This is a genomic window from Intestinimonas sp. RTP31139st1_F5_RTP31139_211217 (assembly GCF_040226735.1).
Lineage (GTDB): Bacteria > Bacillota > Clostridia > Oscillospirales > Oscillospiraceae > Intestinimonas > Intestinimonas butyriciproducens.
The window spans coordinates 82,725-105,901 of the sequence record NZ_JBCOAQ010000007.1 but is presented as its reverse complement, the minus strand read 5'-3'; the positions used below and the strand labels follow the sequence as shown (position 1 = coordinate 105,901).

Genomic DNA, 23,177 nt, shown 5'->3' with positions numbered 1-23,177 from the left:
CAATTCAGCACAAGGGCCGCCTCCAAAGAAGCGGCCCCGATGCCATCAACGATTACTCGAAGTACATGCTTGCGAAATCCACATCATACTGGTCGGTGCCGAAGTGGACCCCCTTCAGTTCCGAGGTATAAAGGGCTTTGTTGGTTTCGTAGGTCAGGGGAATGTAGACAGCATCCTCATGGAGCCGGGTCAGAACAAAGTCATACAGTTCCTGACGTTCTGCCTCATCGGTGGAGGTGAGGATATCCGTGATGGCCTGATCAATCTCTGCCTTGTCCTCCAGTCCCTGCTGTGCGGCATAGTCTCCATACACTGGGGCCCTCATAGCGGCCAGAGAGGACTGGGGATCATAAGGCATACCCCAGCAGATGTTGAACACCATATCAAAATTACCGGCCTTCATATTGTCACGATAGGACTGTTCTTCCTCGCCGTGGATGTTCAGGGAGATGCCCAGTTTCAAATACTCACTCTGAAGATACTCAGAAATGGTCTTCTCAGTAACGCTGTCGCTATTGTAGAGGAGGTCCAGTTCCAGTTTCTGCCCATTCTTGGAGCGGCCCCCGTCGCTTCCCATAACCCAGCCGGCCTCGTCCAGAAGGCGGGCCGCTTCCTCGGTGTCGTAGGCATAGGGCTCCAAATCCACATCACAGTAGGGAACGGTTGGGGAATAAAGGGTATCCGCTGCCGGTTCCAGGCCGTAGAAAATACCCTCGGAGATGGCCTGCCGGTTTGTGGCGTGCTGGAGCGCCTTTCGCACCGCTGTGTCTCCCAAAATATCGTGGGTGGTGTTCAGCACAATATGCCGGGTGGAGGTGGGGTCAGACAGGCTTACGGTGAACCGGTCACTGTCCACATACTGGCTGATGGCATCAGCGTCCAGCATGTTCTTGCCGAAAATCAGGTCGATCTCCTCATTCTCCAGGGCCATAATGCGCGTCTGGTTGTCGGGGATGACCTTGACGGTGATCTTCTGAATTGCGGGCGCCTCACCCCAATAATTCTCGTTGCGCTCAAAAACGGCGTACTCGTCAGTGACAAAGTCCGTGAGCACATAGGGGCCTGTCCCGATATAGCCGTTGACACCGTTCATCGTGCTGCCGTCGATCATGCAGTTAGGGGAAATCATTGCGAACGGACGGATGCAAGCCAGCTCGGTGAGCATGGGGTAGTACGGCTCGCTCATCTCAATGACGAAGGTATCCTCGTCCGGAGCGGACACACCGACCAGCAGATTCATCATCTCCAGCCAGGTGTGGCGCTCACGGTTCTCCAAGATGGCGTTGAAGTTGGCCAGAATGGCGTTGGCGTCGCAGGGCGTTCCATCGGAGAAGGTTACGCCGTCCCGGATATTGAAGGTATAAATCCGGCCGTCATCGCTGATGGTCCAGTCTTCCGCCAGACAGCCCACATAGCCGTCTTCCGTATTGCTCACCAGGGTGTCGTAAAGGATGCTCTGGGCGTACATCTCACCGGCGTACAGGTGAGGGTTCAGATCCCGGATATCCCGGTAGTTGACAAATATCAGCTCATCCCGCGTACCCGTTTCACTGTCTGCGTCGGACGAGCTTCCGCTTGGAGCCGCTTCGCCCCCTTGTCCGCAGCCGGCGAGCGCCGTCAACAGCAGGGCGCTGCTCAACAGCACAGAAAAAATCCTTCTTTTCATAAAAGCCTCCAGTCCTAAATATTACAGTCTTGCGCTATGGTTTTTCATTTTACAGCAGTTAGCCAAGACTTACCAGAGGCCAATTTTTCATGGAACCCCATAACAATTTGTTATGCCTTTTACAGCATTTCTCCAAAGCGCTCTGTCAGCCAGGAGGCCTGCGGCGAGAGCGGACGCTCCGGGTCCCGCACATAGCCGATTTGAAGAAACGGCTCGCATCCGTTGATGGCCAGCGGTTTGATGTCATATTGCTCATAGGGGCGGTGCATAAAATTCAGGCCCAGACTGCAAACATCCGTATGGAGCAGGAAATTGATGATCGAGTGGTCGCTGTCGCTGTATATCACGTGCTTCATAACGCTTTGGTCAATGACCCCCATGCTCACCGTTTCAAGATGATGTTCCATAGAAAAGAAATCCCGTACTCCACGCATGAATTTCAGATTTGGAAGATCTGAAAAGTCCACACTGTCCGCATGATACAGTGGGTGCTGAGGTCCTACGTAGACACAGATGCTCTTTTCACTCTGCGGAATAAACTCCAATTTCTTGTGGAGAAGAATGTGCTGAAATGTAGGCACCTGCTTTTGCGCCACATATACGATTCCAACTTCAGAAATTCCTTGGTGGACATGGTCGGTGATCTCCTCCACGGTGCCCTCGTGGTGCTCAATATGGATTCCAGACCCCCAGGTTTTGTAAAAGTCTACCAAAAGGCGGGACACCATGTTGCTGGGATATGCCGACAGCCGCAGACCGTTCTGCTCATCCGGCACGGCCAGAGAGGAGATCGTAGCCGTTGCTCTCAGAATCAGCTTCGCATACTCCAGCACGTTCTTTCCATAAACCGTAGGCTGTACGCCTTTCCCGCTCCGGACCAAAAGGGGCCGCCCCAGTTCATGCTCTAAGGTTCGGATGGTTTTGCTGACATTTGGCTGCGTGGTGTACATACAAGCCGCCGCTTGCGAAAGGCTTCCGCGTTCGCAGGCAGTCACAAAGCTCTCCAGTTGTTTTATTTCCATTGATCTGTCCCCCATGCCATCGGTTTGCTATTGCTAACCACAATATACTACATCTGGCGCTTGCGGACAACAAATATATTCTCATTCAGGATGTCATGCACTTGGAAGTGATAGAAATGTCCGGTACAATTTATTCTGGTGAACCACAGGCTGGGTTCCTTTTGAATGGCTGATTGCCAATATAGTCAAGCAACAGTCTAAGCAGTCGGTCCTCCGCTTTCCGTTTGCAGAAAATGCAATCAGGGCATTCTTGCGACGAAGGATAACTGGATCAGGAACCTGTTTTCTGGTCTGCTGCATATCTTTGAAACGAGCTTTATCAGGCTATGCTCTGAATTTTTACTGCATGGAATCAGTTACAAATCTCTGCCTGCACAAAAAACGCAGTTACCCATCAAGGATAACTGCGTTTTTTCGGAAAAGGCTTCTCAGGTTATGGAGGCAGCTCAAACTTATAGCCGCTGTGGGGGACGGTACGGATCGGATTTCCCGGTCCCATCTTCCGGCGGAGCTGGCTGATGATATTGACCACGGCCGCGCCGCAGTCCTCCGGGAACTCATGCCATACGGCCTCATAGATCTGTTCCTGCGTGAAGACCCAGCCGGGATGTCGGGCCAGATACGCCAGCGTGAAGAACTCCAGGTGCGTAAGGTGGAGAGGCTGGCCCCGCCACTTTACCGTCTGCTTGCGTAGGTGGAGTTCCAGGCCGAGAAAGGTGAGGATATGCTTCGTGGCGGGCGGCTCCACAATCTCGATTCCAGGCTCTTCCGCCAGGAAGTCCTTGATCCTATCCAGAATTTGTTCCTCGCCATTGGTGACGGATAAAATCAGTAATTTCCCCACGCGGGGTCCTCCCTTTCTTCTGACTGCTTACCGGTCATTCCGGCTCTACCGCTCCTTTCAGTAATTCAAACGACTTCTGGCTGATGGTGTGCTCCATCCGGCAGGCCTCCCGTTCCGCGGTCTGGGGATCGACCCCGGCCGCGACAAGCTGGCGAGTAAAGAAGCAGTGTTTCTCATAGGTCTGCTCGGCTACCTCCCGGCCTATATCAGTCAAGTGCAGGGAGAAGTCTTCATCCATCGTCAGGAAGCCGCCTTTTTTCAAGGTCGTCACCGCATGACACACGCTGGGCTTGGACACCTCCATGTGCCGGGCCACATCCACGGAGCGCACCATGCCCTTTTCCTTTTGGAGCACCAGCACGGCCTCCAGGTAGTCCTCGCCCGACGCGTGAAGTTTCATTTTGCCTCCTATCCCATCTCGTTCAGAAAAAAGCGCAACAGGCGTTCCCTGCCCTCCGGCTCGCAGAGGGAGTAGCTTTCCTGAATCTTACCGTGCTCCATGTGGATAACAAACTTACAGCACCGCAAAATAAATTCCGGGTCGTGCGTCACCACAACCGCAGTTCTTCCTTGTTCTGTAATTCTGTTCACCACCTCCGCCACCTGCCGCATGTGAAACAGGTCCAGCCCGCTGGTGGGCTCATCAAATACGATCAGCGGCCGTTCTGATGCAATCGCGGAGGCGACGGCCACCCGCTGCTTTTGTCCCCCGGACAGCCCCATGGGATGTCGCTCCCGATATGGGAGCAGGTCCATCTCAGCCAGCACAGCTTCCGCTTTTGCACGGTCCTCTGTTCTCATGCTCAGACATATTTCATCCAACACGCTTTCTGTGAAAAGCTGGTGGTTTACGTCCTGCATCACCATATAACAGAGCTTCAGCCGCTCTTTTCTGGAATAAATCCTGCCCTGTTCCTGCACAGTGCCGCCGCACCGCTTTTCCAGCCCGCACAGGCAGCGGGACAGGGTGGATTTTCCCGCTCCGTTATGCCCAATGATTGCGGTTGCACCGCAAAAGGGGAATTCCACCTCGTCAATGTGCAGGGTTTCCGGCTGATGCTTATAGGCAAAGGAGAACTGCCGGATTTTCCATTCGGAGTCCCCGGTCCGGCCGTGAGGCAGCGCTATCCCCTTTAGGTCGTTCAGGTCCAGTGGGCGCAGGCCCATTTGCTCCCGTCGCTCTGCGGGCAGGCTTTGGAATTCTGCGGCGGTATAGTCGCCTCGGATCTCTCCATCTTTCATATAGAGGACACGGTCGGCCAGATCTCGCAGGTAGTAGAGCCTGTGTTCCGAAATAACGATGGTTTTTCCCTGGGCCTTTAGGCGCATGAGCAGTTTTCGGAAATCCGCAATCGCGTAGGCGTCCAGATTGGAGGACGGCTCATCCAGGACATAAATATCCGGGTCGATGGCAGCCGCCGACCCACAAGCGATTTTCTGCTTCTCCCCGCCGGAGAGGGAGAAGATGCTCCGGTCAAGCAGGGATTCCAGCCTCAGCTGCTCCGCCACCAGGCGGACCCGCTCACGGACAGCCTTCTCGGGCAATCCGTGATTTTCCGGGCCAAAGGCCAGCTCGCTGGTCGTATCCACATTGAAAAACTGGGAGCGTGGATTTTGGAACACAGAGCCTACCATTTGGGAAATCTCAAAGAGCGACAGATCGCGGGTATCTTTCCCGCCCAGATAGACCGAGCCTGTAAAAGTTCCCTCGTGGTAATGGGGGATCAGTCCGTTCAGCAGACGGGTCAAGGTCGTCTTGCCGCAGCCGGAGGCCCCGCAGAGAAGAACAAAGGAGCCGTCCTCAATCGTACAGGTGATATGCTTCAGCGCCCCTTCCGTCAGACATTCCCCATCCACAGGGCCGCTTGCCGGATAGGAAAACGACACATCTCTGCACGCAATCATGGCATTCACCCCCTTGCAGCCCACACATAGACTTGCGCGGCAAATGCCCCAAGGCAGATCAGGAGCAACACAATGTCCTGTGCGCGAAACCAGATTTTACAGATGTTGGTCCGCTTGACCGGTCCGCCCAGACCGCGGGTCAGTGCCGCCGCACTCAACTCTTCTCCAATCTTGACAGAGCAGATCATCATGGGAACCATGCGGTATTCCAGAATAGAGCCGGCCTTTCCACCGCCAAAGCGGACGCCGCGCATCCGCATGGCGTCCCCAATGGCGCTCCATTCTTCTGCAACCGTCGGGAAAAAGCGGAACATGACCGACATGGGGATTGTGATCTGCTGCGGCAGGTGAAGCCGCTCCATAGCGGCCACGAATTCGCTGACGGTTGTGGTCGTGACTACGAAGTACCCCATGACAATTCCCGGCGTAAACCGGAGGAACAGCCCCACAATGGCAACCGCGATAAAATTTGCAACCCCGGTCAGATAGGATAGTCCAAACAGTTCCAAGCAGAGGCTTCCCCCAAAAATCAGGAGATAGAGGACAGCGCCTTTCCATTTTCCTGCCGAGAGCAGAAGCAGCAGGGGGATCGCCGCCAGCACGATGATGTAATACTGCATGACGCCTTCATACGAGCCGCCCAAAATGAAAACGGCTATGGTGGTCAGCACCGCCAATTTTGTGCGAGGATCTAAAACAATCCCACTGTGGTTTTTCTGACTGGCAAGAAGTTCGCGGCTCATGATACAATGCCCGCCCGTTCAAAGTGCTTTTTGAAAAGTTTGCGCCCAATCAGGCCGCCCACCAGTCCGCTGACAAAGGCCGCCGCCAGAAGCACCGGCAAAATCCAGTCCGGCATATAGGCCATGAGCGTATCTGCATATTCCTGTCCATAGCCGGGAAGGAGATTTTGATAGTAAGCATCCCGTGTCACAACAATAGGGATGAACGCGCCGATCACCCACATGGAGAAAACGCCGTGGATCAGGACTTCGCGCTTGGCGTTTTTGTAGCCGCAGCCCTTCATCATGAAATCAGAGATCAATCCAAAAATCAGGCCGGTGGGGATGCACCAGTAGCCCATTCCGGTGAGCAGCATAATGACGCCGAGCAACAGGCCGCAGATGGTCAGCATACCAAACTTTTTAATTTTGGAGAAAAACAGCATCATGGGGATGCCGCCGACCAGCGGAACGATCACACTGATGAGCGGGATGAAAATAGGGATAAAGCCAATAGACGCCGCGGCAAAGATCACGATAAAGTAGATCGCCGTAAAAATACCGATGTTGATCAAGTCTTTCCCTTGAAGCCTGTTCATTGAGAATCCTCCTACACATAATTGATTTTCGGATTAGACAACGCTAACCGTCGTAATAGTAGCACAGATCAAATCACGCTTCTATGCACATACCGACAGTTTAGGCCCGAATAGCAAGGAGTTTTCTCTTTCCTGTTGTTTGATGATTGACCTCTAAAAGGGGCCGCCCTATAATAAACTCAATCATTTTGCTGCGAAAGGGGGAAAATTTGTTGCGCGACATGATGGAAAGTATCCTGAAAAACAGCGATACTGTTTTGGGCGTAGAGTGGAAAAGCGGCCCAAATAGCAGCGAACTTCTTTTGGAGCAGGAGGACGGCCGCGGGAGGATGGTCTTCCACCCGCTCTTTCCGGGGGTAACCCTGGCGTTTATTCAGGTAAGCGCCTCAAATTGGCCGGAGTCCGAGGCAAATGCCGAGCTGCGGCCCCTGCTGATCAATTACTGCGTTGCAGGAAGAAGTGAGCTTCTTCTGGATGACGGAGCCTACATATACCTGAAGGAAAATGATTTTGCCGTCAGTGAGCAGACTGCCCAGGACGGCTATATTTTCCCAACCAGGCTCTATCAGGGCATTAAAATCTATTTTGATATAGAGCAGCTCTCTCAGAACGCCCAGGAACTGATGTCCGCCTTTGAGCTGGATTTTACTCTGCTGCGTGAGAACTATTGCCGCAGGCAAAAGACCTATATCAACGAGGCGGACAGCACACTTACCGCTATTTTCCGCAAACTCTGGGCACTGTCGGAGCAGCCGTCTCTATTTTATCTGCGCATCTATACGCTGGAACTGATTTACGAACTACTCCATACAGAGCCGCGCCCTTCAAAAACCTGCGGCTTTTATACGGAACTTCAGGTGGGGATCGCCAAAAAAGCAGAACAAATCCTCACCGCAGATCTCCGGAAACATATCCCCGTGCGTCTGCTGGCGGAAAAATTCTCCGTTGGGGAAACCAGTTTGAAAAACTACTTCCGTGGGGTGTACGGCCAGAACATCTCCACCTATCTGCGGGAGGTCCGTATGAAAGCCGCCGCTGAATTTTTAGCGAACACCAGCCGCCCCATTGCAGAAATCGCGGAGCAGGTTGGCTATTCCAATCAGGGAAAGTTTGCAGCGGTATTCAAGAAGCAATTCGGCATGTCCCCGTTGGAGTACCGGCGCGCACAGAAGCTGGCCACACTTTAGGCGCCGCTTCCCATAAAATAAGCACAGACCCTTGAAAGGCCGCCCGCATCCATAGGGTATTGGCCAGCAATGTTTCCCTGGGCGAAATGGATGATGTCCGTGCAGCAGTCCAGCAGCAGTTCCAGATCGTGTGTGATCACATAAACAGTGACACCTTCCGTGCTGAGCTGCCGCAAAACAGCGGCGACCTCTTTCATGTGCCGGTAATCAAGGCCGCTGGTGGGTTCGTCAAAGAAGAGAATAGACCGCTTTGATGCAATGGCAGATGCGATGGCCACCCTCTGTTTCTGCCCGCCGGAAAGCGACATAGGGTGCCTGTCTCTGAACAGGAGGAGATCCAGCCGGGTCAGGATTTCCTCTGCCTGTTTTGTATCCGGCTCCTCCATGCTGATCAACACTTCGTCCAGGACTGTTTCTGTAAAGAGCTGATGGTTTACCTCCTGCATGACCATATAGCAGGTGTTCAGCCGATCTTTCGAACGGTATCGCCTGCCGTTCCAGATTACCTCGCCGCATCGCTTCTCCAGCCCACAGAAGCACCGTGAAAAGGTGGACTTGCCAGCCCCGTTATTGCCAATGATGCCTACAATGCGGCCGGCCGGAATAGTACAATCCTGTATGTGCAGGATTGACGATCCGTGGGGATACGCAAAGCGGAACTGCTTCAGCTCCAGTTCCGTCCCTGTGCATTGCGGTGTTTGCGGCGGTTGTAATTGTTCCAGGGCGAAAGTGCGCAGCCCAATTTCCGTCCGGGCTTGCTCCGACAGGCCATTAAATTCCTCCGCAGTATATTCCCGTGTGATTTTGCCGCCCTTCATATAAATAAAACGATCCGCCAGACCACGGAGATAATAGAGCCTGTGTTCCGATACGATGATGGTTTTCCCTTGGCTTTTCCAGAAAGCCAGGGTTTTCCGCAGGTCGGAAATGGATGCCGCATCCAGATTGGAGGATGGCTCATCCAGTACCAGTACCTCCGGCTCCATGATCGACACGCCGGCGCAGGCAACTTTTTGTTTCTCTCCTCCGGAGAGGTGGAAGATATTCCGGTCCATCAGCTTTTCCAATCGGAAATCACAGACCGTCCTCTCCAGCCGCGCCCGGATTGTTTCTGCAGGCTGGCCCAGATTTTCACAGCCAAAGGTGATCTCGCTGGTTGTATCTACATTAAAAAACTGGGAACGCGGGTTTTGGAACACGCTGCCCACGATTTTCGCCGTATCATAGAGCGGTTGTTTTGACACTTCAGCCCCGTTGACCCACACGCCGCCGCTCATCTTCCCTTCGTAATAATGGGGGATCAGGCCGTTGATCAGGCGTGTGATCGTGGTTTTTCCGCAGCCGCTCTCGCCGCAGAGCACAGCAAACTCACCGCGCTTGATCTGAAGCTCAATGTCCCGAACACCACCGGTATGCTCCGTTTCTTCTCCATAAGAGAAGGTCACATGGTCAATCTGAATCATCCTCTGACACCTCCCCAAAAAGCGATCTGCGGCTGGAGCAGAAACAGAGCGAAGCAGGCGACGCAGAACAGCGCTGCCATAAGATCCTGTGCATGAAACCCAATCCGGCACAAATTGGTACGCCTTCCCGGAGCTCCAAGGCCCCGCGTTAAGGCGGCAGCGGAAAGTTCATCCCCGATTTTGACCACGGATACAATAAGCGGTACCAGCCGGTACTCGACCATCAGGAACGGGTTCTTTCCTCCGAAGCGTATCCCGCGCATCTTCATAGCGTCCCGGATGGCCTGATACTCCTCGCTGACGGTAGGAAAGAAGCGGAAAATCACCGACAGCGGGATCACGATCTTCTCCGTCAGGTGCATCCGCTCCATGGCGCCAATGAATTCGCTCACCGATGTGGACGCAATCAGATAGGCACCCATCATGATACCGGGTGCAAAGCGGGTCATGATGGATGTGACCGCCAACAGAACAAAGGAGGGGAGCCCGCTTGCCCAAATCAGCGCCACCCGCTCCAGCGCAAAGCAGGCCGCGTACAAAATCAGGTACTTTGCCGCCGTCTGAAAGCGTCGCTCGGAGAGGATCAGGATAAATGGGACAAGGCTCAAAAGCGGCTTTACCAAGTTCATGATCCCTTCATTGCTGGTACTGAACATCAGGGTGGTGATGGTCAGCAGGAGAAGCAGCTTGGTGCGCGGGTCCAGCTGGATGCCTTTCTTGCTTCCTGTTACTATGGGGTATGACGCGCTGCTCATTACGCAATGCCCGCCTTGGCAAAGTGCTTTTTCAAGAGGGCCTTGCCCAGCAGTCCACCGGAAATGGCGAACACAAAGATTCCTGCAATTACCAGGATTATGCTCCACATCGGCATGACAGCCATTACCTGATCCGCATATTCCTCTCCGAAGCTGGCCGCAAAACTCGCCCAGGAGTCTTCCACCATAAAGTACATGGGGATATAGGTACCCACCATCCAGAGGCTGAACACCGCATACCCCAGCAGGCTCTTCTTGGCGCTCTTATAGCCGCCGGATTTCAAAATCAAATCACCCAGCAGTCCAAAAACAGCCCCCAGGGGGACGCCCCAGAAGCCCATGCCGGTCAACCCCATCAGCAGGCCGCTCAAAATGCCCATAATGGTGACCATCCCGAACTTTTTCACCCTTGTCAGGAACAGCATAAATGGGATGCCGGTGATCAGCGCCCAAAGCGCCCCCAGGACGGGAAGGAAAATTGGTACAAACCCGATGGGAATTGCGACACAGCAGCCGATGACAAAATACAGTACTGTGAACAGCCCAAGGTTGATCAAATCTTTTGCCTGAATCTTGTTGTTCATAAGAAACACCTCCGCATTCATTGGTTAGCTCATTCTAACCCCGTCATAGAATACCATACCCGGACTGGCGTTTCTACAACTGAACAGCTTTTTAGCTCCAATCAACATCGAGTTTTAAATTGACGAGCCAGACTCTTCACGCCTATAATATAGCAAAAAGCAATTCTTTTCTTGCGGAGCCAAGAGGAGGACTCACCCATGAACATTGATGAGATTATCCGAAAATGCGTCGAAGTTCCCGGAATATCTATCGAACGGGGAGAATACAGCGCGGGGCTTTTTCTAAATGAGAAGGACGGAAAAGGCTTTGTAACATTTTTTCCGCTATTCCCGGGACTGACACTGGCTTATATTTCAGTAAACGCTCCGCTCTGGACAGCACCGGATTTGCGAGGAGAGGGCTCTGATGAAAAAGGCCCGCTGCTTCTGAACTACTGCGTAACTGGGCGCTGTGAGATCATTCTGAATAACGGAAATTTTGTGTATGTGACGGATGGGGATCTGTCTCTGACAGAACATTTTGCTCAAAGGCAGTATGTCTATCCACGCCGCATCTACGAGGGGCTGGAGTTCTTCGCAGAGCTTGATACGCTTGCGGCGCAGAGCGTATGGCTTCTGGAGGAATTCGGGCTTGACTTTCACTGCGTTGTGGAGCGGTACTGCCGGAATGGAAGCACCTACATCTCCAAGGCTGTCCCCGACGCGGAAGAATTGCTGAAAAAACTATGGTCACTGTATCATGAGCCTATGCCCTTTGCTGTAATGCAGATGAAGATCTATTCCCTGGCGCTGTTTTCTCTGCTGATGGAGCAGACGGAAATCCCTCTGTCCCAGGTCTGCGCCTATTTTACGGAAACGCAGGTGAGTATTGCAAAGCAGGTCGAACAGATTATCACAGCCGACCTGCGGCAGCATCATCCGGCCTGGGAACTGGCCGCGAGGTTTTCTATCAGTGAAACCAGTATGAAGAATTATTTTCGCGGTGTCTTCGGGCAAAACATATCGGCGTATCTTCGGGAGCTCCGAATGAGAAAAGCCTCGGAATTGCTGACGGGCAGCCGGCTTTCGGTATCTGAGGTGACGGAACAGGTCGGATACATCAACCAGAGCAAATTCGCCGCGGCATTCAAGAAGCAATTCGGCATATCCCCGTTAGAGTATCGGCGCAGGAGGCACTTGGAGCGCCTTAGCCATGAGAAACTTTGACGGACAGAACACACAAATATCTCAAGATTTTACAGCATCCAACTTGCCCGGCTCCAAAAATCAATGTTATAATATCCGGGAGGTGGTGTCTGTGGAATTAAACTTTGAAGGCGTAGTTGTTGGCGTGATGTCCCTTGTGATCATTGGAGCGTTCCATCCTCTGGTGATCTGGTTTGAGTATCACTTCACGCAGAGTATCTGGCCAGTATTTTTGATCGCGGGCCTGCTCTGCCTGATCGCCGCGCTTTTCATCCAGGGCCTTTTCTCTGTCCTTCTGGGGCTGCTGGGTGTTGCCTGCATATGGAGCATCCGGGAACTGAAGGAGCAGGCCCGCAGGGTGGAGCGGGGCTGGTTTCCAAAAAATCCAAAGCGGAAATAGGCAGGGGGCCTGCCTATTTCCATCCTCTTGACAGAGTGCGTATGGTTTTATATAATTATCCCGCGGTTAGCAATGACTAACCGCGAAGTACATCCTATTATGCAAGCAAAATTATGATAGAAAAGAGGACAGATTATGTTCAATCACCTGGAATCCCTGGGAACGCAGGAAAGCCCCGTCAAAGTCGATCTTCTGCACCTGGACCCTACAGACCCGGACGGCGGATGCTGCTGCAGGAAAAACAACGGCGAACATTGCTGTGGGCGGCACAGCCACACGCAGGAGCAAACGGAACGCTAAGGCCGGTGTGATTCCATGCAAACATCGGTTATTTATGGTCTGCTGATCCCTTTTGTGGGCACCTCGCTGGGGTCCGCCTGCGTCTTTTTCCTGAAGAAAGGTTTGGGGGATCGGGTGCAGCGGGGGCTGACCGGCTTCGCCTCCGGCGTCATGGTGGCCGCGTCGATCTGGAGCCTGCTGATCCCCGCCATGGATCAGTCCGCCGGGGCAGGGACCTGGGCCTTCCTGCCGGCGGTCATTGGCTTTTGGGTTGGTATTCTCTTTCTGCTGGGGTTGGATCATCTGATCCCTCACCTCCACCAAAAGAGTTCCCGCGCGGAAGGGCCCCATACGCAGCTGCGGCGCTCCACCATGATGGTACTGGCGGTTACCCTCCATAACATCCCGGAAGGAATGGCAGTCGGTGTGGTCTATGCGGGCTATCTGGCCGGAGACGGTCAAATCACCATGATGGGCGCTCTGGCCTTATCTCTGGGCATCGCCATTCAGAACTTCCCCGAGGGAGCGATTATCTCCATGCCCCTGCGCGCGGAGGGAATGAGCAAGCCCTGGGCTTTCGCAGGAGGCGTACTTTCCGGGGCGGTAGAACCGCTGGGCGCCCTGCTGACGATTCTGGCCTCAGGGCTGGTGGTTCCGGCTCTTCCATATCTTCTGAGTTTTGCCGCCGGCGCTATGATCTATGTGGTGGTGGAAGAGTTAATCCCTGAGATGTCCCAGGGAGAGCACTCAGATGTGGGCGCGCTGACCTTTGCTTTGGGCTTCACCCTGATGATGGCCCTTGATGTGGCACTGGGATAGAGACTCCCGCATAACATGGAAGCGGAAGGGGGTACCCCCTTCCGCTTCCGTGTTTTTCACAGTATATTAAACCTAGGATTGCTTCTTGATTCGCTGAATCGGGTCGGTTGCTGTTGGAAGTTTATTACAGTACAGGCCATAGAAATCGTCCCGAGCGAGGGTGTCCAGCCACACCGCGGAGGGGCAGCAGACCCGCTCGCCCTCTTGGCTGCTGTGCAGTTGGGTGCAGGCCGGAAAGAGGATCAGATCCCCGTTGGACACATAGAAATCGCACAGCTCCCGGCACAAGATCTCCTCTGCCACCCGCCGGGCCGCCCACTCGGGGGCAGAGGTCCGCGCGCACAGATAGGACGGGATCAGCACCGGCCCCTCTTGGGGCGTGCGGAGGAAGGTGCTCTGCCCATCCGCCCGCAGTGCGTAGAGAGAGGGCACCAGGGCGGTACGGGCCTGTCCCTGGCGCACAGTTTGAAATGCTCCGATGGGCATATCCGTTACAAAGCTGCGGTCCAGCAGGCCGGAGGCTGCCTCCCGGCCCCATGTTTCCCAGACAACCTTTACTACCGTCTTGACGGCAGAGTTGTTGATCCCGCCGAAGGCCAGCCCGTCCCAGTCCGGCAGCCGCATCTGCTCGCATATCCCCAGCTCGCGGGTATAGTAGACCAGAGGGATGGCCGCCGCGGGCAGGAGTTTGTCGCCCCGCCGCACGGCGTCCAGAGCAGGACTTTCCCGCAGGGAGACCCAATCTGCCGCCGGGTACAGCTCCGGTTCCATCTTGGAAAAAATGGCCCGATCCTCGAACACCTCCAGATCCGCCGAAACGATGAGGTCTGGGAGCACCGCATCCGGCCGGGCCAGATACTCCGACATATGCTCCGGGTATCCCAAGCCGAAAAAACGAACCTCCAGCTCAATGTCTTCCCGGTGCAGCCGCCCGGCCAGCTCCTGCAAAAACGCCTTTTCCTGGCGGTGCAGGACGCAGATGTGGTTCCAATAAAGCAGAATGTGTGTCATGCCAGATGATCTCCTCTCCGAAGCGATGCCTGATAGGTTTGTTGCCGGCGGTACAGCTCGCCTAATTCCATATAGAGTGCGGCCTCCTGTGGGCTGCGCTCCACCACTGCAGCCACCGCGCCGCCCCCCATGACGATGCGCCGCCGGGACATCAAGGCGGTGTGCGGGTCATGGGTGACCACCAGCACCAACTTGTCATGACGCTGAAGCAGGCCCAGCGCCCGCTCTTTGTCGATGCCGGCGTTCTCAATCTCGTCGATGAGGACAATGGGGCTGTCGCAGAGCAGGGCGATGTCGGCGATCATCAGCGCCCGGGACTGGCCGCCGCTGAGCTGGTTCAGGCTCTGGCCCAGGGCAACAGGCTCCGGGGTGATCTCATTGGCCAGGGCCAGCACCTCCACCGGCGGGGTCTCCTTCCCCCTGCACTGGGCATGGAGGGCCAGGAACTCTTCCACCGAGGCGTCCAGCACGAAGCGCATATTCTGCCCCAAGTGGGCCACCAGTTGGGAAGACAAGGACTGGCGGCGTTCCGCCGGGATCTCCACGCCGTCCAGGAGCACCCGGCGGCGGGTGACCGAGTCCCCATGGGCCAGCTGCTCTACATCCTTGATGAACCGGGACTTCCCGGAGCCGGTGTTGCCCACGATGGTACACAGTTCGCCCCGCTCCAGGGTGATGCCCTGGAAGGGTTCCGGCTTCCCGGTCTTGTCCCGGCCGGGAAGAATGGTCACAGACTGCATACTTCCGCCTCCTCAAAGTTGATCTTGCCCACCACGCCCTGCTGGAATGCGCTGCCCACACGCTGCTCTCCCACGCAGTAGGAGCAGACCCCGCTGGGCATGGTGTGCCGCAGAATGTCCCCCTCAAAGCTGCCGCACGCAGGCCGGTCCAGCAGCCACCGGGCCAAAAGGTCGGTTCCATAGCCCGCCAGACCGTCCACCGGAAAAAGCGCCGCTCCGGGGTTGATCTGCCGGATCTGCCAGGAGATGATCTCCAGTTCCGCCTGGGAGACCATGTCGATCTTGGTGAGCACCACAAAGTCCGCCTGGGTGAGCATTGGGCCAAGCTGTCCCGACGCCCGGCAGCTGGCGGTGCAGTCCAGCACACATCCGGCCGTCATGTGCTGCGTGGCCGGGGAACAGCGGTGGCAAAGTCCGGCAGTCTCGATGACCAGGGTGTCCCGCTTCAATCGGTCCGCCCAGTCCCAGAGCTCCGGCAGGTTGGAGACAAGAAAATGATCCGGGCAGATGTCCCCGCTCAGACCCGTCACACAGGGTAGCCCCATGCGCTGAAAGAGCGCCCCGTCCCCGGTCTTCAGGCAATCGATCTTGCAGACGCAGGGAGCGGTGCCGCCCTCTTCCAGCAGGGGAAGCAGGGCCTTCAGCGCCGAGGTCTTCCCCACGGCGGAAGCCCCGGAAAACAGATAGACATGGCGCGGCACGGCAGTTCCTCCTCGTATTGAAATCGGTTAGCCATAACTTACCACAGGAAACACAAGTTTGTCAGTACCAAGTGAGACTCCGGCAATCTCGATTGATACTTGACGGACGCCTCCGAACCCGGTAAAATATACGCCAGAGGTTAGCAGTAACTAACCAGAGAGGAGGGGTATTTTGGAGCAGGTGGAACTGGAACGGAGGCTGGCACAGTCGCCTCTTCTGGCAGGGGTCTCCCTGCCGGCGGAGCAGGCGCGCGTCCAGTCATTTCCGGCGGGCCATATCCTCAGCGACCGGCCCGGCGGCGTGCCCTCCGTAGGGCTGATCCTGTCCGGGCGGGTAGAGGTCTACTCCGTGGCCCTGGACGGCAAAGATGTCCAGCTCAGCACGCTCCCTGCCGGGGAGTGCTTCGGTGTCTGCAATCTGCTGGCCGGCGCTGAACTGGAAACGGTCCTGCGCTGCGGGGAGGAAACCGAAGTTCTTTATATCCCTAAACCCGTACTGCTGGCGTGTATGGAGCGGGACGCCGGATTGTCCCTCCGGTACGCGGAGCTGTGCAACCAAAAGCTCCAGTTTCTGCTCCGGCGCATCGAACTGCTCACCATGCAGTCCTGCCGTGGGCGGGTCATCGCCCATCTGTTGGCCGGTCAGGACAGGAACGGGTGTGTGAAGCCCACCGGCTCCCGGGAGGACCTCGCACGCCAGCTGGGCGTCAGCCGGGCGGCGCTGTTCCGGGAACTGGCGGCCCTTCAATCCATGGGCGTCCTGCGGTCAGAGGGAAATCTCCTCACCGTGCTGGATACGCCCGCGCTGGAAAAGCTGCTCTACCACCCCTCCCGCACCAAATGATCAGGAAAGGAAGTACCGTACCAATGAAAAAACTGCTCTCTCTGTTTTGCACACTGTCCCTGTCTGCCGCACTTCTGGCCGGATGCTCCGGCGGAAACGGCAACACCAATGCAGCGGCGGATGGTGCGGAGTCCACTTCTCCGACCTTAACGGAGCCGGAAACTACGTCCCAGCAGGAGACGGCTGCTCCGGTGGATGTCAATGTGATGGCCCTCAAGGGGCCTACTGCCATGGGCATGGTGGAATTCATGAGCCAGGCAGACACGGGCGAACTCACCGACAACAACTATCACTTCAGCATCACCGCGGCCACCGATGAGGTCTCCGCCGCTCTGGCCCAAGGGACTACGGATCTTGCTGCGGTCCCGGCCAATCTGGCTTCCGTCCTCTATAACAACACCGAGGGCGGCGTGCAGGTGCTGGCCATCAACACCCTGGGTGTGCTTTACATTGTAGAGAGCGGCGATACCGTCCACTCTGTGGAGGATCTGCGGGGCAAGACCATCTACGCCAGCGGAAAGGGCAATACGCCGGAGTATGCCCTCAACTATGTGCTGACCCAGAACGGCATTGACCCGGCCTCCGATGTGACTATCGAGTGGAAGAGCGAACAGGCTGAGTGCCTGTCGGCCCTTATGGCGGAGGAGAACACCATCGCCATGCTGCCTCAGCCCTTCGTCACCACCGCTCAGACAAAGAGCGAAAATATCCGTGTGGCGCTGGATCTGACCGAGGAGTGGGACGAGATCCAGGCGGAGAGCGACGCCCCCTCCACGCTGGTCACCGGTGTGGTGGTTGGCCGCACGGAGTTTGTAGCGGAGCACCCTGAAGCGGTCTCCGCGTTCCTGGAGCACTACCGGGCGTCGGTGGAGTATGTGAACGCCAATGTGGATGAAGCCGCACAGCTCGTAGGCCAGTATGAGATCGTCGCCGCAGAAGTGGCACAGAAGGCCCTGCCGGAGTGCAATATTGTCTTTATCGAGGGTGTGGAGATGAAGGACAGCCTCTCCGGGTATCTTTCCGTCCTGTTTGAGCAGAACCCCAAATCTGTGGGCGGTGCCCTGCCCGATGATGCCTTCTACTACAGCCGCTGAGTTTTCATGAGACGCCCTCGAACCATACGCGCCTGGGCGGTGCTCGTCTGGCTTGCCCTTTGGCAGCTGGGCGCTATGGCGATCGACCAGCAGATCATCCTGGTTTCTCCGCTGCGGGTGCTGTCCCGGCTCTGGGAGTTGATCCCCACACCGGATTTCTGGGGGAGCATCGCCTACTCCCTGGTGCGGATCACCGCAGGCTTCCTTCTGGGGGTGGCGGCGGGCACGGTGCTGGCGGCCCTCTCCGCGCGGTTTCGCCGGGTGGAGGAGCTGCTGGCCCCCGCCATGCTGGCCATCAAGTCCATCCCGGTGGCCTCGTTCATCATCCTGGCCCTGATCCTGTTTTCCTCCCGGAATCTGGCGGTACCCATCTCATTTCTGATCGTCCTGCCTGTACTCTATTCCAATGTCCTGGGCGGCATCCGGGCTGCTGACTCACAGCTGATGGAGATGGCCCGTGTATTCCGCATCCCGGTGGGGCGGAGCATCCGCTATGTGTATTTGCCCCAGGTGATGCCCTATTTCCTGTCGGCCTGCGGCTCCGCTCTGGGCCTGTGCTGGAAGTCAGGGATTGCCGCGGAGGTCATCGGTATGCCGGAGGGCTCTATCGGCGAGCAGCTCCAGCAGGCCAAGGTCTATCTGGATACCCCGGACCTGTTTGCCTGGACTCTGGTGATTGTGCTGGTGAGCCTGGCCTTTGAGCGGGCGTTCCTGGCGCTGCTGCGGCGGGGCGCCAGAGCGATGGAGAGGATGTGAGCCATGGAGGACATTGTGATCCGAAACCTGTGCAAGTCCTTTGCTGGAAAGCCGGTACTGCGGGATTTCTCCGCCGTACTCCCGGTCGGGCAGGTGACCGGCCTCATGGCCCCGTCCGGGGCGGGCAAGACCACTTTGCTGCGTATCCTGATGGGGCTGGAGCGGCCGGACGGCGGCACCATAGACGGCCTTGCCGGCCTGCGGCTCAGCGCGGTCTTTCAGGAGGACCGGCTCTGTGACAATCTGGACCCGTCCGCAAATATCCGCCTGATCAATCCGACCCTGGGACGGAGAGAAACGGAGGACGCCTTGGCGGCGGTGGGGCTGGCCGGCTGTCTGCGGCAGCCAGCCCGGGAACTCTCCGGCGGAATGCGCCGCCGGGTGGCGATCTTGCGGGCACTGCTGGCGGAATACGACCTGCTCTTCCTGGATGAGCCGTTCAAGGGTCTGGACCGGGAGACCAAAGAAACCGTGATGGCGGACACACGCCGGCGCTGCGCTGGACGGACAGTGCTCCTGGTCACCCATGATGTTGCGGAGCTGGATGCCATGGGCGCGGTTGTACGGCTTGATTTGAGTACATGAGCGCCTATCCGCAAACAGGGAGACCCCGCACCTCAAGGTGCAGGGTCTCCCTTTGCATTTATTTTCAAGACAAATAGTACAAGAACGAACGAAGGCGCGACCGGGCAGCCTCATCCCAGTCGTGATCCATGGCCAGGTGGAAGTGCGGTACGCCGTCCAGCGCACCGGTCATCTCCAAGATCGCGGTGGTATTTTCATATCTGGGCGCCATGGTCAGCACCCCGGCGCACCGTCCGCCTAACTCCAGCCCTTTAGCCAAACGATGCCGGCCATTGGCTCCGGAAAATCCGGGCAGAAGGCGGTCTGCGGAGGAGCGCAGAGACTCCAGTTCAGGGGAAAAACTGCTGCGGGGGCCCAGCAGACGGCCGAGTACTTCCACGCGGCCCGCCCACTCCCGGCAGGCCGAGCTTCCCGCATCCCGCCAGAGGAACCACAGATATTCGCTCAGCGGCGCCCGGAGCAGCCGCCAGCCCTCCTGTTCCAGTGTATCGGGGACGCCGTCATGAAGGGTGAAGAGGGTGAACGGCTCACCCACGATCCCAAGCGTCCGTCCCTCCGGCGGAATGGCGCCGATGTGCGCCGCAAGGGTTTCCAGCTCTGCCCAGCCTGGCACACCCGCCGGAGCCAGTGCGTCCCGCTGTTCCGGCGGAGCGCACAGCAGGAGATCTCCGACGAGGAACGCCCGGAACAGCAGATCCGGCTCCGGGCAGCGCTCCGGAAGCGTCTCCAGTTCCGGCGCGATGACCTTCACGCGGCAAAGCCCCTGGCGTTCCAATACCGTCTCCACGCCCCAGGGGTATTGCCCGTCTGCCTCCGCGCCCTGGGTGGAGGGAAGAAGCACCTGAAACGGGCCGCTCTCCGCTTCTGCCGCCGTCAGGACGCCGCCCAGCAGGGCCGGGAATGGCAAATACTCCTTGGAGCTGGTCTCCGCCCTCCCCAGCGGCAGGGTGGTACTGTCGAGCCGCAGGGTGCGCGTCTCCGTTTCCCAGGCCGCCTCACAATATGCGCGGAGATAAGCGGTAAACGGCGGAAGGTCAGGCACGAGCAGCGGCCCTCCGGTTCTCTCCGGCACGGCGGCCACCGCAGTAGGGCGGTGTACCACGGAGGTGAGGGAAAAGCCCGCCGGAAGCGGCTGGGCAGGGCGGCCCTCCAGGCTCTGAAGAAACGCCTCGATCCGTGTGATCACGCCCACGGGAGAGAAATGCTCGTCCACCTCGATCTGCAGATAGGGCTTGTCTCCCATTTCCTTCCGAAACAGATAGGAAAGCATGGTGTCCGGGCCGCAGCCGTGGTTGGTCAGATAGACGGCATACAGGTTTGGATGATGGGCCACGAGCTTGGCCCCGGACAGGATGTGCTGACCAAAGGGCCAGTACAGATTGGGGTAGTCCTCCGACAGATCCAGGTCGTGGGCGGGCAAGTGGGACAGGGTGATGACCTTATGCCCGCGCTCCAGCAGCAGCCGGGGAATACCCATGTTGAGCACCGGATCGGAAAGGCCGTAGTTCCGGGTAATGAGTACCAGCACCTTGTCGTCCGGTCTGAGGGACGCCAGCAGTTCCTGCCCCTGCTTCTCCACCGCCGCGGTATGCCGCCGCACCGCCTTGGCCCCGGATAGCAGGGCGGGCAGACAGCGCGGCTTTGGTATTCCCAGCTGCTTCCCGACGCCCAGCATGGCGGAGGCCATTGCCTCCTGTCCAAAGTCCAGGTCGAACACCGGGCTGAGCAGGGTGATTCCCCGCCGCTCCAGATCCAGGGCATTGGCCGCCAGCCGGGGCGCGGTCTGCATATAGACACAGCCATAATTGTGCTCTACATGGGAGGACTCGTGCTTCATGGTGTGGACAGAGGGCATGAAGATATAGTCCACGCCCTGTTCCGCCAGCCATGCCATGTGGCCGTGGAGCAGCTTCACCGGGTAACAGGTCTCCGCCTGGGCAGTCTGCTGGGCCAGCCGGATGATCTCCTCATTTGTGGGCGGAGAGAGCAGGACATTGAATCCCAAGTTCCGGAAAAATGCATTTGCCATGGGGAAGAATTTGTGGATCACCAGCGCATAGGGGACGCCCACCATCTTTTTCCCTGGGACCCGGATGGGGTCATACCCCTCCAGCAGCAGCGCCCCCGCCCGCTGGTAGAAGGCGATGTTCTCCGCCACCCCTGGCCCGGCGGCGTGTTCCGCCCCGGCCGCTGTGTCAAATCCGTGGAAGCAGGACGGGCCGCGGACTGACTCCAGCGCCAGCAGGGCCGCTCCATAGGCGCCGCTGATGGGGAAACAGGGTGAAACTGTGAGCCGCTCCCCCAATTCCTGCTGAAAGGCGGCCACGATCCCGGGATTGTAGGCAACACCGCCCTGAAGCACCACGCGGCTTCCGACAGGCTTGGCCCCAACGACCTTGTGGAGGTAGTTGCGGACAATGGACCGGCACAGGCCAGCCGCCACCTCTGCCTGGGAGGCGCCCCGGGAGAGTGCGGACTGGATGGCTGTCTCGATAAACACCGTACACCGCTCTCCCAGCTCCACCGCGCTGGGCGCGCTGAGGGCCAGAGGGCCGAACTCCGCCAATGGGATACCCATGCGCGCGGCCTGCTCTTCTACAAAGGAGCCGGTTCCGGCGGCGCAGATCCTGTTCATCTGAAAGTCGGCCACCTGTCCGCCCCGTAGGGAGATATACTTGGAGTCCTGCCCTCCGATCTCAAAGACCGTATCCACATCCGGCGACCAGTGGACAGCCGCCCGAGCTTGGGCGGTAATCTCATCCCGCACGGCGTCTGCCCCGATGAGGCGGCCAATGCGCTCCCGGCCGGAGCCGGTGACGCCCACTGCCAGGAAGGACACCGGCCCAAAGCGTTCATGGATGACATCCAGGCCCCGGCGCACCGCCCCCTCCGGGTCCCCGGCTGTGCGGAGATACTGGTAGTCGATCAGCGTACCGTCCCGGCCGGTGAGCACCAGATCCGTGCTGGTGGACCCCACATCAATCCCCAGGACACACCCATCCGGCGGGATGGTACCGGTGGCCGCGGGGACAGACGGAGGTGTACCGGGAAGTACGCGCAGCGCCGGCTGACGGCACAGCCGATCCCCACCTTCCAGCGCCCCGCCGCATAAACTGGCCAGCAGTTCCCCCATAGAGCAGGTGGCGGTCTCCATGGCTGCCTCCGCGGCTCCCGCGGCGCCGGCGTAAGGGAATTTCTCCGGCAGGATCAGCTCTGCTTCCGTCAATCCGAAGACCTCCCGCACAGCCTGGATCACACCCTGATTATGCCCGATGCCGCCGCACAGGGCCACGGGCTTTTCCACGGGAAGCCCCCGGACGATCACCGCCTTGTAGTTGCGCACCATGGCGTAGCAAAGGCCCAGGAGGATGTCCGGTGTGGGCACCCCCTCCTGCTGCCGATGGATGATGTCCGTTTTGGCGAAGACCGCGCAGCGGCCGGAGAGCCTTGGGATGGAGCGGGCCTGCCCCACCAGGCGGGAGTAGTCCTCCAGTTTCAGTCCCAGCCGGGACATCTGATCCTCAAAGAAGGAGCCGGTACCTCCGGCGCAGTGTTCATTTACCGCAAACCGGGGCGGGGTGTTCTGATCCAAGCCGGTGAGGAAGCGGGCGCTCTGGCTGCCGATTTCAATGGCGGAGCGGGCTTCCGGGGCCAACAGCCGGACGCCGAGGTGGATGGCTGGGATCTCCCCCAGCACGGCCAGGGCATCGCACCCCTCTTTCAGCCGGTCGCCCGCGTTTCCGGTGATGACCACCGGGCAGCCGCAGGCCCCCGGGTCCGCGGCTAAAAGCGCCCCCAGCAGACGGCGGGCGCTCTGAACCACCGCTCCATAGTGGAAAGCCGTTTTTTCCCAAAGGAACTTTCCCTCCGGGGAAAGCAGGACGAGCTTCAATGTGGCGTTTCCACAATCTAATCCGATTCCGTTCATCGTCATCCTCCCATTCCGCGCTCGTTGACATTTGCCAGGCAAAGCGCTATAATGCGGTTAGCATTTACTAACCATAGCAGTTTACAGC

General features: G+C 57.7%; 23 protein-coding genes. 9 read left to right on the top strand and 14 right to left on the bottom strand.

The features are described from left to right. Positions 1-52: 52 nt before the first annotated feature. The 7 genes from nikA to ABUA09_RS07470 all read right to left on the bottom strand — a co-directional run bounded on the left by nikA (position 53) and on the right by ABUA09_RS07470 (position 6,758). Positions 53-1,666, bottom strand: coding sequence for a nickel ABC transporter substrate-binding protein (nikA, locus tag ABUA09_RS07500; RefSeq protein ID WP_021633318.1), 1,614 nt, complete (start codon positions 1,664-1,666; stop codon positions 53-55). 119 nt (positions 1,667-1,785) lie between these two features. After that, a complete protein-coding gene (locus ABUA09_RS07495) occupies positions 1,786-2,688 on the bottom strand; it encodes a LysR family transcriptional regulator (RefSeq protein ID WP_009259384.1) in 903 nt (300 codons plus the stop codon). A 433-nt stretch (positions 2,689-3,121) separates the two neighbouring features. Then, positions 3,122-3,532, bottom strand: a complete 411-nt coding sequence (locus ABUA09_RS07490) for a winged helix-turn-helix domain-containing protein (protein WP_021632085.1) — start codon at positions 3,530-3,532, stop codon at positions 3,122-3,124. Between the two features lie 34 nt (positions 3,533-3,566). Then, positions 3,567-3,932, bottom strand: a complete 366-nt coding sequence (locus tag ABUA09_RS07485) for a metal-dependent transcriptional regulator (RefSeq protein ID WP_009259386.1) — start codon at positions 3,930-3,932, stop codon at positions 3,567-3,569. A gap of 8 nt (positions 3,933-3,940) precedes the next feature. Continuing rightward, positions 3,941-5,437: an ABC transporter ATP-binding protein gene (locus ABUA09_RS07480; RefSeq protein ID WP_009259387.1), complete on the bottom strand. Its 1,497-nt coding sequence runs from the start codon at positions 5,435-5,437 to the stop codon at positions 3,941-3,943. Between the two features lie 5 nt (positions 5,438-5,442). Continuing rightward, the gene (locus ABUA09_RS07475; RefSeq protein WP_009259388.1) at positions 5,443-6,180 is read right to left on the bottom strand and encodes an energy-coupling factor transporter transmembrane component T; all 738 of its coding nucleotides are present in this window, start codon (positions 6,178-6,180) and stop codon (positions 5,443-5,445) included. Then, positions 6,177-6,758, bottom strand: a complete 582-nt coding sequence (locus ABUA09_RS07470; RefSeq protein ID WP_009259389.1) for an MptD family putative ECF transporter S component — start codon at positions 6,756-6,758, stop codon at positions 6,177-6,179. The genes ABUA09_RS07475 and ABUA09_RS07470 overlap by 4 nt, the downstream gene beginning before the upstream one ends. A 221-nt stretch (positions 6,759-6,979) precedes the next feature. Between ABUA09_RS07470 and ABUA09_RS07465 the strand changes: the two genes are divergently transcribed. Beyond that, on the top strand, positions 6,980-7,945 hold the full coding sequence (locus ABUA09_RS07465) for a helix-turn-helix domain-containing protein (RefSeq protein ID WP_021632088.1): 966 nt from the start codon (positions 6,980-6,982) through the stop codon (positions 7,943-7,945). Here ABUA09_RS07465 and ABUA09_RS07460 read toward each other — a convergent pair. Genes ABUA09_RS07460 through ABUA09_RS07450 form a run of 3 tightly spaced genes read right to left on the bottom strand, consistent with a single transcriptional unit; the run spans position 7,942 to position 10,747 of the window. After that, the gene (locus tag ABUA09_RS07460; RefSeq protein WP_009259391.1) at positions 7,942-9,408 is read right to left on the bottom strand and encodes an ABC transporter ATP-binding protein; all 1,467 of its coding nucleotides are present in this window, start codon (positions 9,406-9,408) and stop codon (positions 7,942-7,944) included. The genes ABUA09_RS07465 and ABUA09_RS07460 overlap by 4 nt on opposite strands. Then, entirely contained in the window at positions 9,405-10,163 is a 759-nt protein-coding gene (locus tag ABUA09_RS07455) for an energy-coupling factor transporter transmembrane component T (RefSeq protein WP_009259392.1), read from the bottom strand. Before ABUA09_RS07455 ends, ABUA09_RS07460 begins: the two co-directional genes overlap by 4 nt. Beyond that, a complete protein-coding gene (locus ABUA09_RS07450) occupies positions 10,163-10,747 on the bottom strand; it encodes an MptD family putative ECF transporter S component (RefSeq protein WP_009259393.1) in 585 nt (194 codons plus the stop codon). The genes ABUA09_RS07455 and ABUA09_RS07450 overlap by 1 nt, the downstream gene beginning before the upstream one ends. A 198-nt stretch (positions 10,748-10,945) precedes the next feature. Here ABUA09_RS07450 and ABUA09_RS07445 point away from each other — a divergent pair, with 198 nt between their 5' ends. The 4 genes from ABUA09_RS07445 (at position 10,946) to ABUA09_RS07430 (ending at position 13,430) form a co-directional block, all read left to right on the top strand. Then, complete coding sequence (locus ABUA09_RS07445; protein WP_009259394.1) at positions 10,946-11,953, top strand: helix-turn-helix domain-containing protein; 1,008 nt, start codon at positions 10,946-10,948, stop codon at positions 11,951-11,953. Between the two features lie 91 nt (positions 11,954-12,044). Next, positions 12,045-12,332, top strand: coding sequence for a DUF4491 family protein (locus ABUA09_RS07440; protein WP_024723481.1), 288 nt, complete (start codon positions 12,045-12,047; stop codon positions 12,330-12,332). Positions 12,333-12,467: 135 nt separating this feature from the next. Further along, positions 12,468-12,632: a hypothetical protein gene (locus ABUA09_RS07435; RefSeq protein WP_009259396.1), complete on the top strand. Its 165-nt coding sequence runs from the start codon at positions 12,468-12,470 to the stop codon at positions 12,630-12,632. A 15-nt stretch (positions 12,633-12,647) separates the two neighbouring features. Then, positions 12,648-13,430 carry a ZIP family metal transporter gene (locus ABUA09_RS07430; RefSeq protein WP_080907302.1) on the top strand — a complete coding sequence of 261 codons (783 nt, stop codon included), beginning with the start codon at positions 12,648-12,650 and terminating at the stop codon, positions 13,428-13,430. Between the two features lie 72 nt (positions 13,431-13,502). Here ABUA09_RS07430 and ABUA09_RS07425 read toward each other — a convergent pair whose 3' ends face one another. Genes ABUA09_RS07425 through ABUA09_RS07415 form a run of 3 tightly spaced genes read right to left on the bottom strand, consistent with a single transcriptional unit; the run spans position 13,503 to position 15,882 of the window. Continuing rightward, positions 13,503-14,441, bottom strand: a complete 939-nt coding sequence (locus ABUA09_RS07425; protein WP_009259398.1) for a hypothetical protein — start codon at positions 14,439-14,441, stop codon at positions 13,503-13,505. Beyond that, positions 14,438-15,181, bottom strand: a complete 744-nt coding sequence (locus ABUA09_RS07420; protein WP_009259399.1) for an ATP-binding cassette domain-containing protein — start codon at positions 15,179-15,181, stop codon at positions 14,438-14,440. Before ABUA09_RS07420 ends, ABUA09_RS07425 begins: the two co-directional genes overlap by 4 nt. Further along, positions 15,169-15,882: a GTP-binding protein gene (locus ABUA09_RS07415; RefSeq protein ID WP_009259400.1), complete on the bottom strand. Its 714-nt coding sequence runs from the start codon at positions 15,880-15,882 to the stop codon at positions 15,169-15,171. Before ABUA09_RS07415 ends, ABUA09_RS07420 begins: the two co-directional genes overlap by 13 nt. 181 nt (positions 15,883-16,063) lie before the next feature. On the opposite strand from ABUA09_RS07415, the gene ABUA09_RS07410 reads away from it, so the two are divergent. The 4 genes from ABUA09_RS07410 to ABUA09_RS07395 are packed head-to-tail and all read left to right on the top strand — an operon-like array spanning position 16,064 to position 19,161. Next, positions 16,064-16,726, top strand: a complete 663-nt coding sequence (locus tag ABUA09_RS07410; RefSeq protein WP_226923290.1) for a Crp/Fnr family transcriptional regulator — start codon at positions 16,064-16,066, stop codon at positions 16,724-16,726. A gap of 23 nt (positions 16,727-16,749) precedes the next feature. After that, positions 16,750-17,820, top strand: a complete 1,071-nt coding sequence (locus ABUA09_RS07405) for an ABC transporter substrate-binding protein (RefSeq protein WP_080907303.1) — start codon at positions 16,750-16,752, stop codon at positions 17,818-17,820. A gap of 6 nt (positions 17,821-17,826) precedes the next feature. After that, on the top strand, positions 17,827-18,576 hold the full coding sequence (locus ABUA09_RS07400; protein WP_009259403.1) for an ABC transporter permease: 750 nt from the start codon (positions 17,827-17,829) through the stop codon (positions 18,574-18,576). Between the two features lie 3 nt (positions 18,577-18,579). Continuing rightward, positions 18,580-19,161 (top strand): ATP-binding cassette domain-containing protein, encoded by a 582-nt coding sequence (locus ABUA09_RS07395; RefSeq protein WP_009259404.1) that lies wholly within the window; start codon positions 18,580-18,582, stop codon positions 19,159-19,161. A gap of 64 nt (positions 19,162-19,225) precedes the next feature. Here ABUA09_RS07395 and ABUA09_RS07390 read toward each other — a convergent pair whose 3' ends face one another. Beyond that, positions 19,226-23,089: an acyl-CoA dehydratase activase gene (locus ABUA09_RS07390; RefSeq protein WP_009259405.1), complete on the bottom strand. Its 3,864-nt coding sequence runs from the start codon at positions 23,087-23,089 to the stop codon at positions 19,226-19,228. Positions 23,090-23,177 lie beyond the last annotated feature (88 nt).

Excerpts from the sequence above, each read along its gene's own strand:
- ABUA09_RS07390 (WP_009259405.1), bottom strand. The coding sequence starts at position 23,089 with ATGAACGGAATCGGATTAGATTGTGGAAACGCCACATTGAAGCTCGTC.
- ABUA09_RS07495 (WP_009259384.1), bottom strand. The coding sequence starts at position 2,688 with ATGGAAATAAAACAACTGGAGAGCTTTGTGACTGCCTGCGAACGCGGA.
- ABUA09_RS07455 (WP_009259392.1), bottom strand. The coding sequence starts at position 10,163 with ATGAGCAGCGCGTCATACCCCATAGTAACAGGAAGCAAGAAAGGCATC.
- ABUA09_RS07435 (WP_009259396.1), top strand. The coding sequence starts at position 12,468 with ATGTTCAATCACCTGGAATCCCTGGGAACGCAGGAAAGCCCCGTCAAA.
- ABUA09_RS07460 (WP_009259391.1), bottom strand. The coding sequence starts at position 9,408 with ATGATTCAGATTGACCATGTGACCTTCTCTTATGGAGAAGAAACGGAG.
- ABUA09_RS07405 (WP_080907303.1), top strand. The coding sequence starts at position 16,750 with ATGAAAAAACTGCTCTCTCTGTTTTGCACACTGTCCCTGTCTGCCGCA.
- ABUA09_RS07395 (WP_009259404.1), top strand. The coding sequence starts at position 18,580 with ATGGAGGACATTGTGATCCGAAACCTGTGCAAGTCCTTTGCTGGAAAG.
- ABUA09_RS07420 (WP_009259399.1), bottom strand. The coding sequence starts at position 15,181 with ATGCAGTCTGTGACCATTCTTCCCGGCCGGGACAAGACCGGGAAGCCG.
- nikA (WP_021633318.1), bottom strand. The coding sequence starts at position 1,666 with ATGAAAAGAAGGATTTTTTCTGTGCTGTTGAGCAGCGCCCTGCTGTTG.
- ABUA09_RS07400 (WP_009259403.1), top strand. The coding sequence starts at position 17,827 with ATGAGACGCCCTCGAACCATACGCGCCTGGGCGGTGCTCGTCTGGCTT.
- ABUA09_RS07480 (WP_009259387.1), bottom strand. The coding sequence starts at position 5,437 with ATGATTGCGTGCAGAGATGTGTCGTTTTCCTATCCGGCAAGCGGCCCT.
- ABUA09_RS07465 (WP_021632088.1), top strand. The coding sequence starts at position 6,980 with ATGATGGAAAGTATCCTGAAAAACAGCGATACTGTTTTGGGCGTAGAG.
- ABUA09_RS07445 (WP_009259394.1), top strand. The coding sequence starts at position 10,946 with ATGAACATTGATGAGATTATCCGAAAATGCGTCGAAGTTCCCGGAATA.
- ABUA09_RS07430 (WP_080907302.1), top strand. The coding sequence starts at position 12,648 with ATGCAAACATCGGTTATTTATGGTCTGCTGATCCCTTTTGTGGGCACC.
- ABUA09_RS07475 (WP_009259388.1), bottom strand. The coding sequence starts at position 6,180 with ATGAGCCGCGAACTTCTTGCCAGTCAGAAAAACCACAGTGGGATTGTT.
- ABUA09_RS07485 (WP_009259386.1), bottom strand. The coding sequence starts at position 3,932 with ATGAAACTTCACGCGTCGGGCGAGGACTACCTGGAGGCCGTGCTGGTG.
- ABUA09_RS07470 (WP_009259389.1), bottom strand. The coding sequence starts at position 6,758 with ATGAACAGGCTTCAAGGGAAAGACTTGATCAACATCGGTATTTTTACG.
- ABUA09_RS07450 (WP_009259393.1), bottom strand. The coding sequence starts at position 10,747 with ATGAACAACAAGATTCAGGCAAAAGATTTGATCAACCTTGGGCTGTTC.
- ABUA09_RS07425 (WP_009259398.1), bottom strand. The coding sequence starts at position 14,441 with ATGACACACATTCTGCTTTATTGGAACCACATCTGCGTCCTGCACCGC.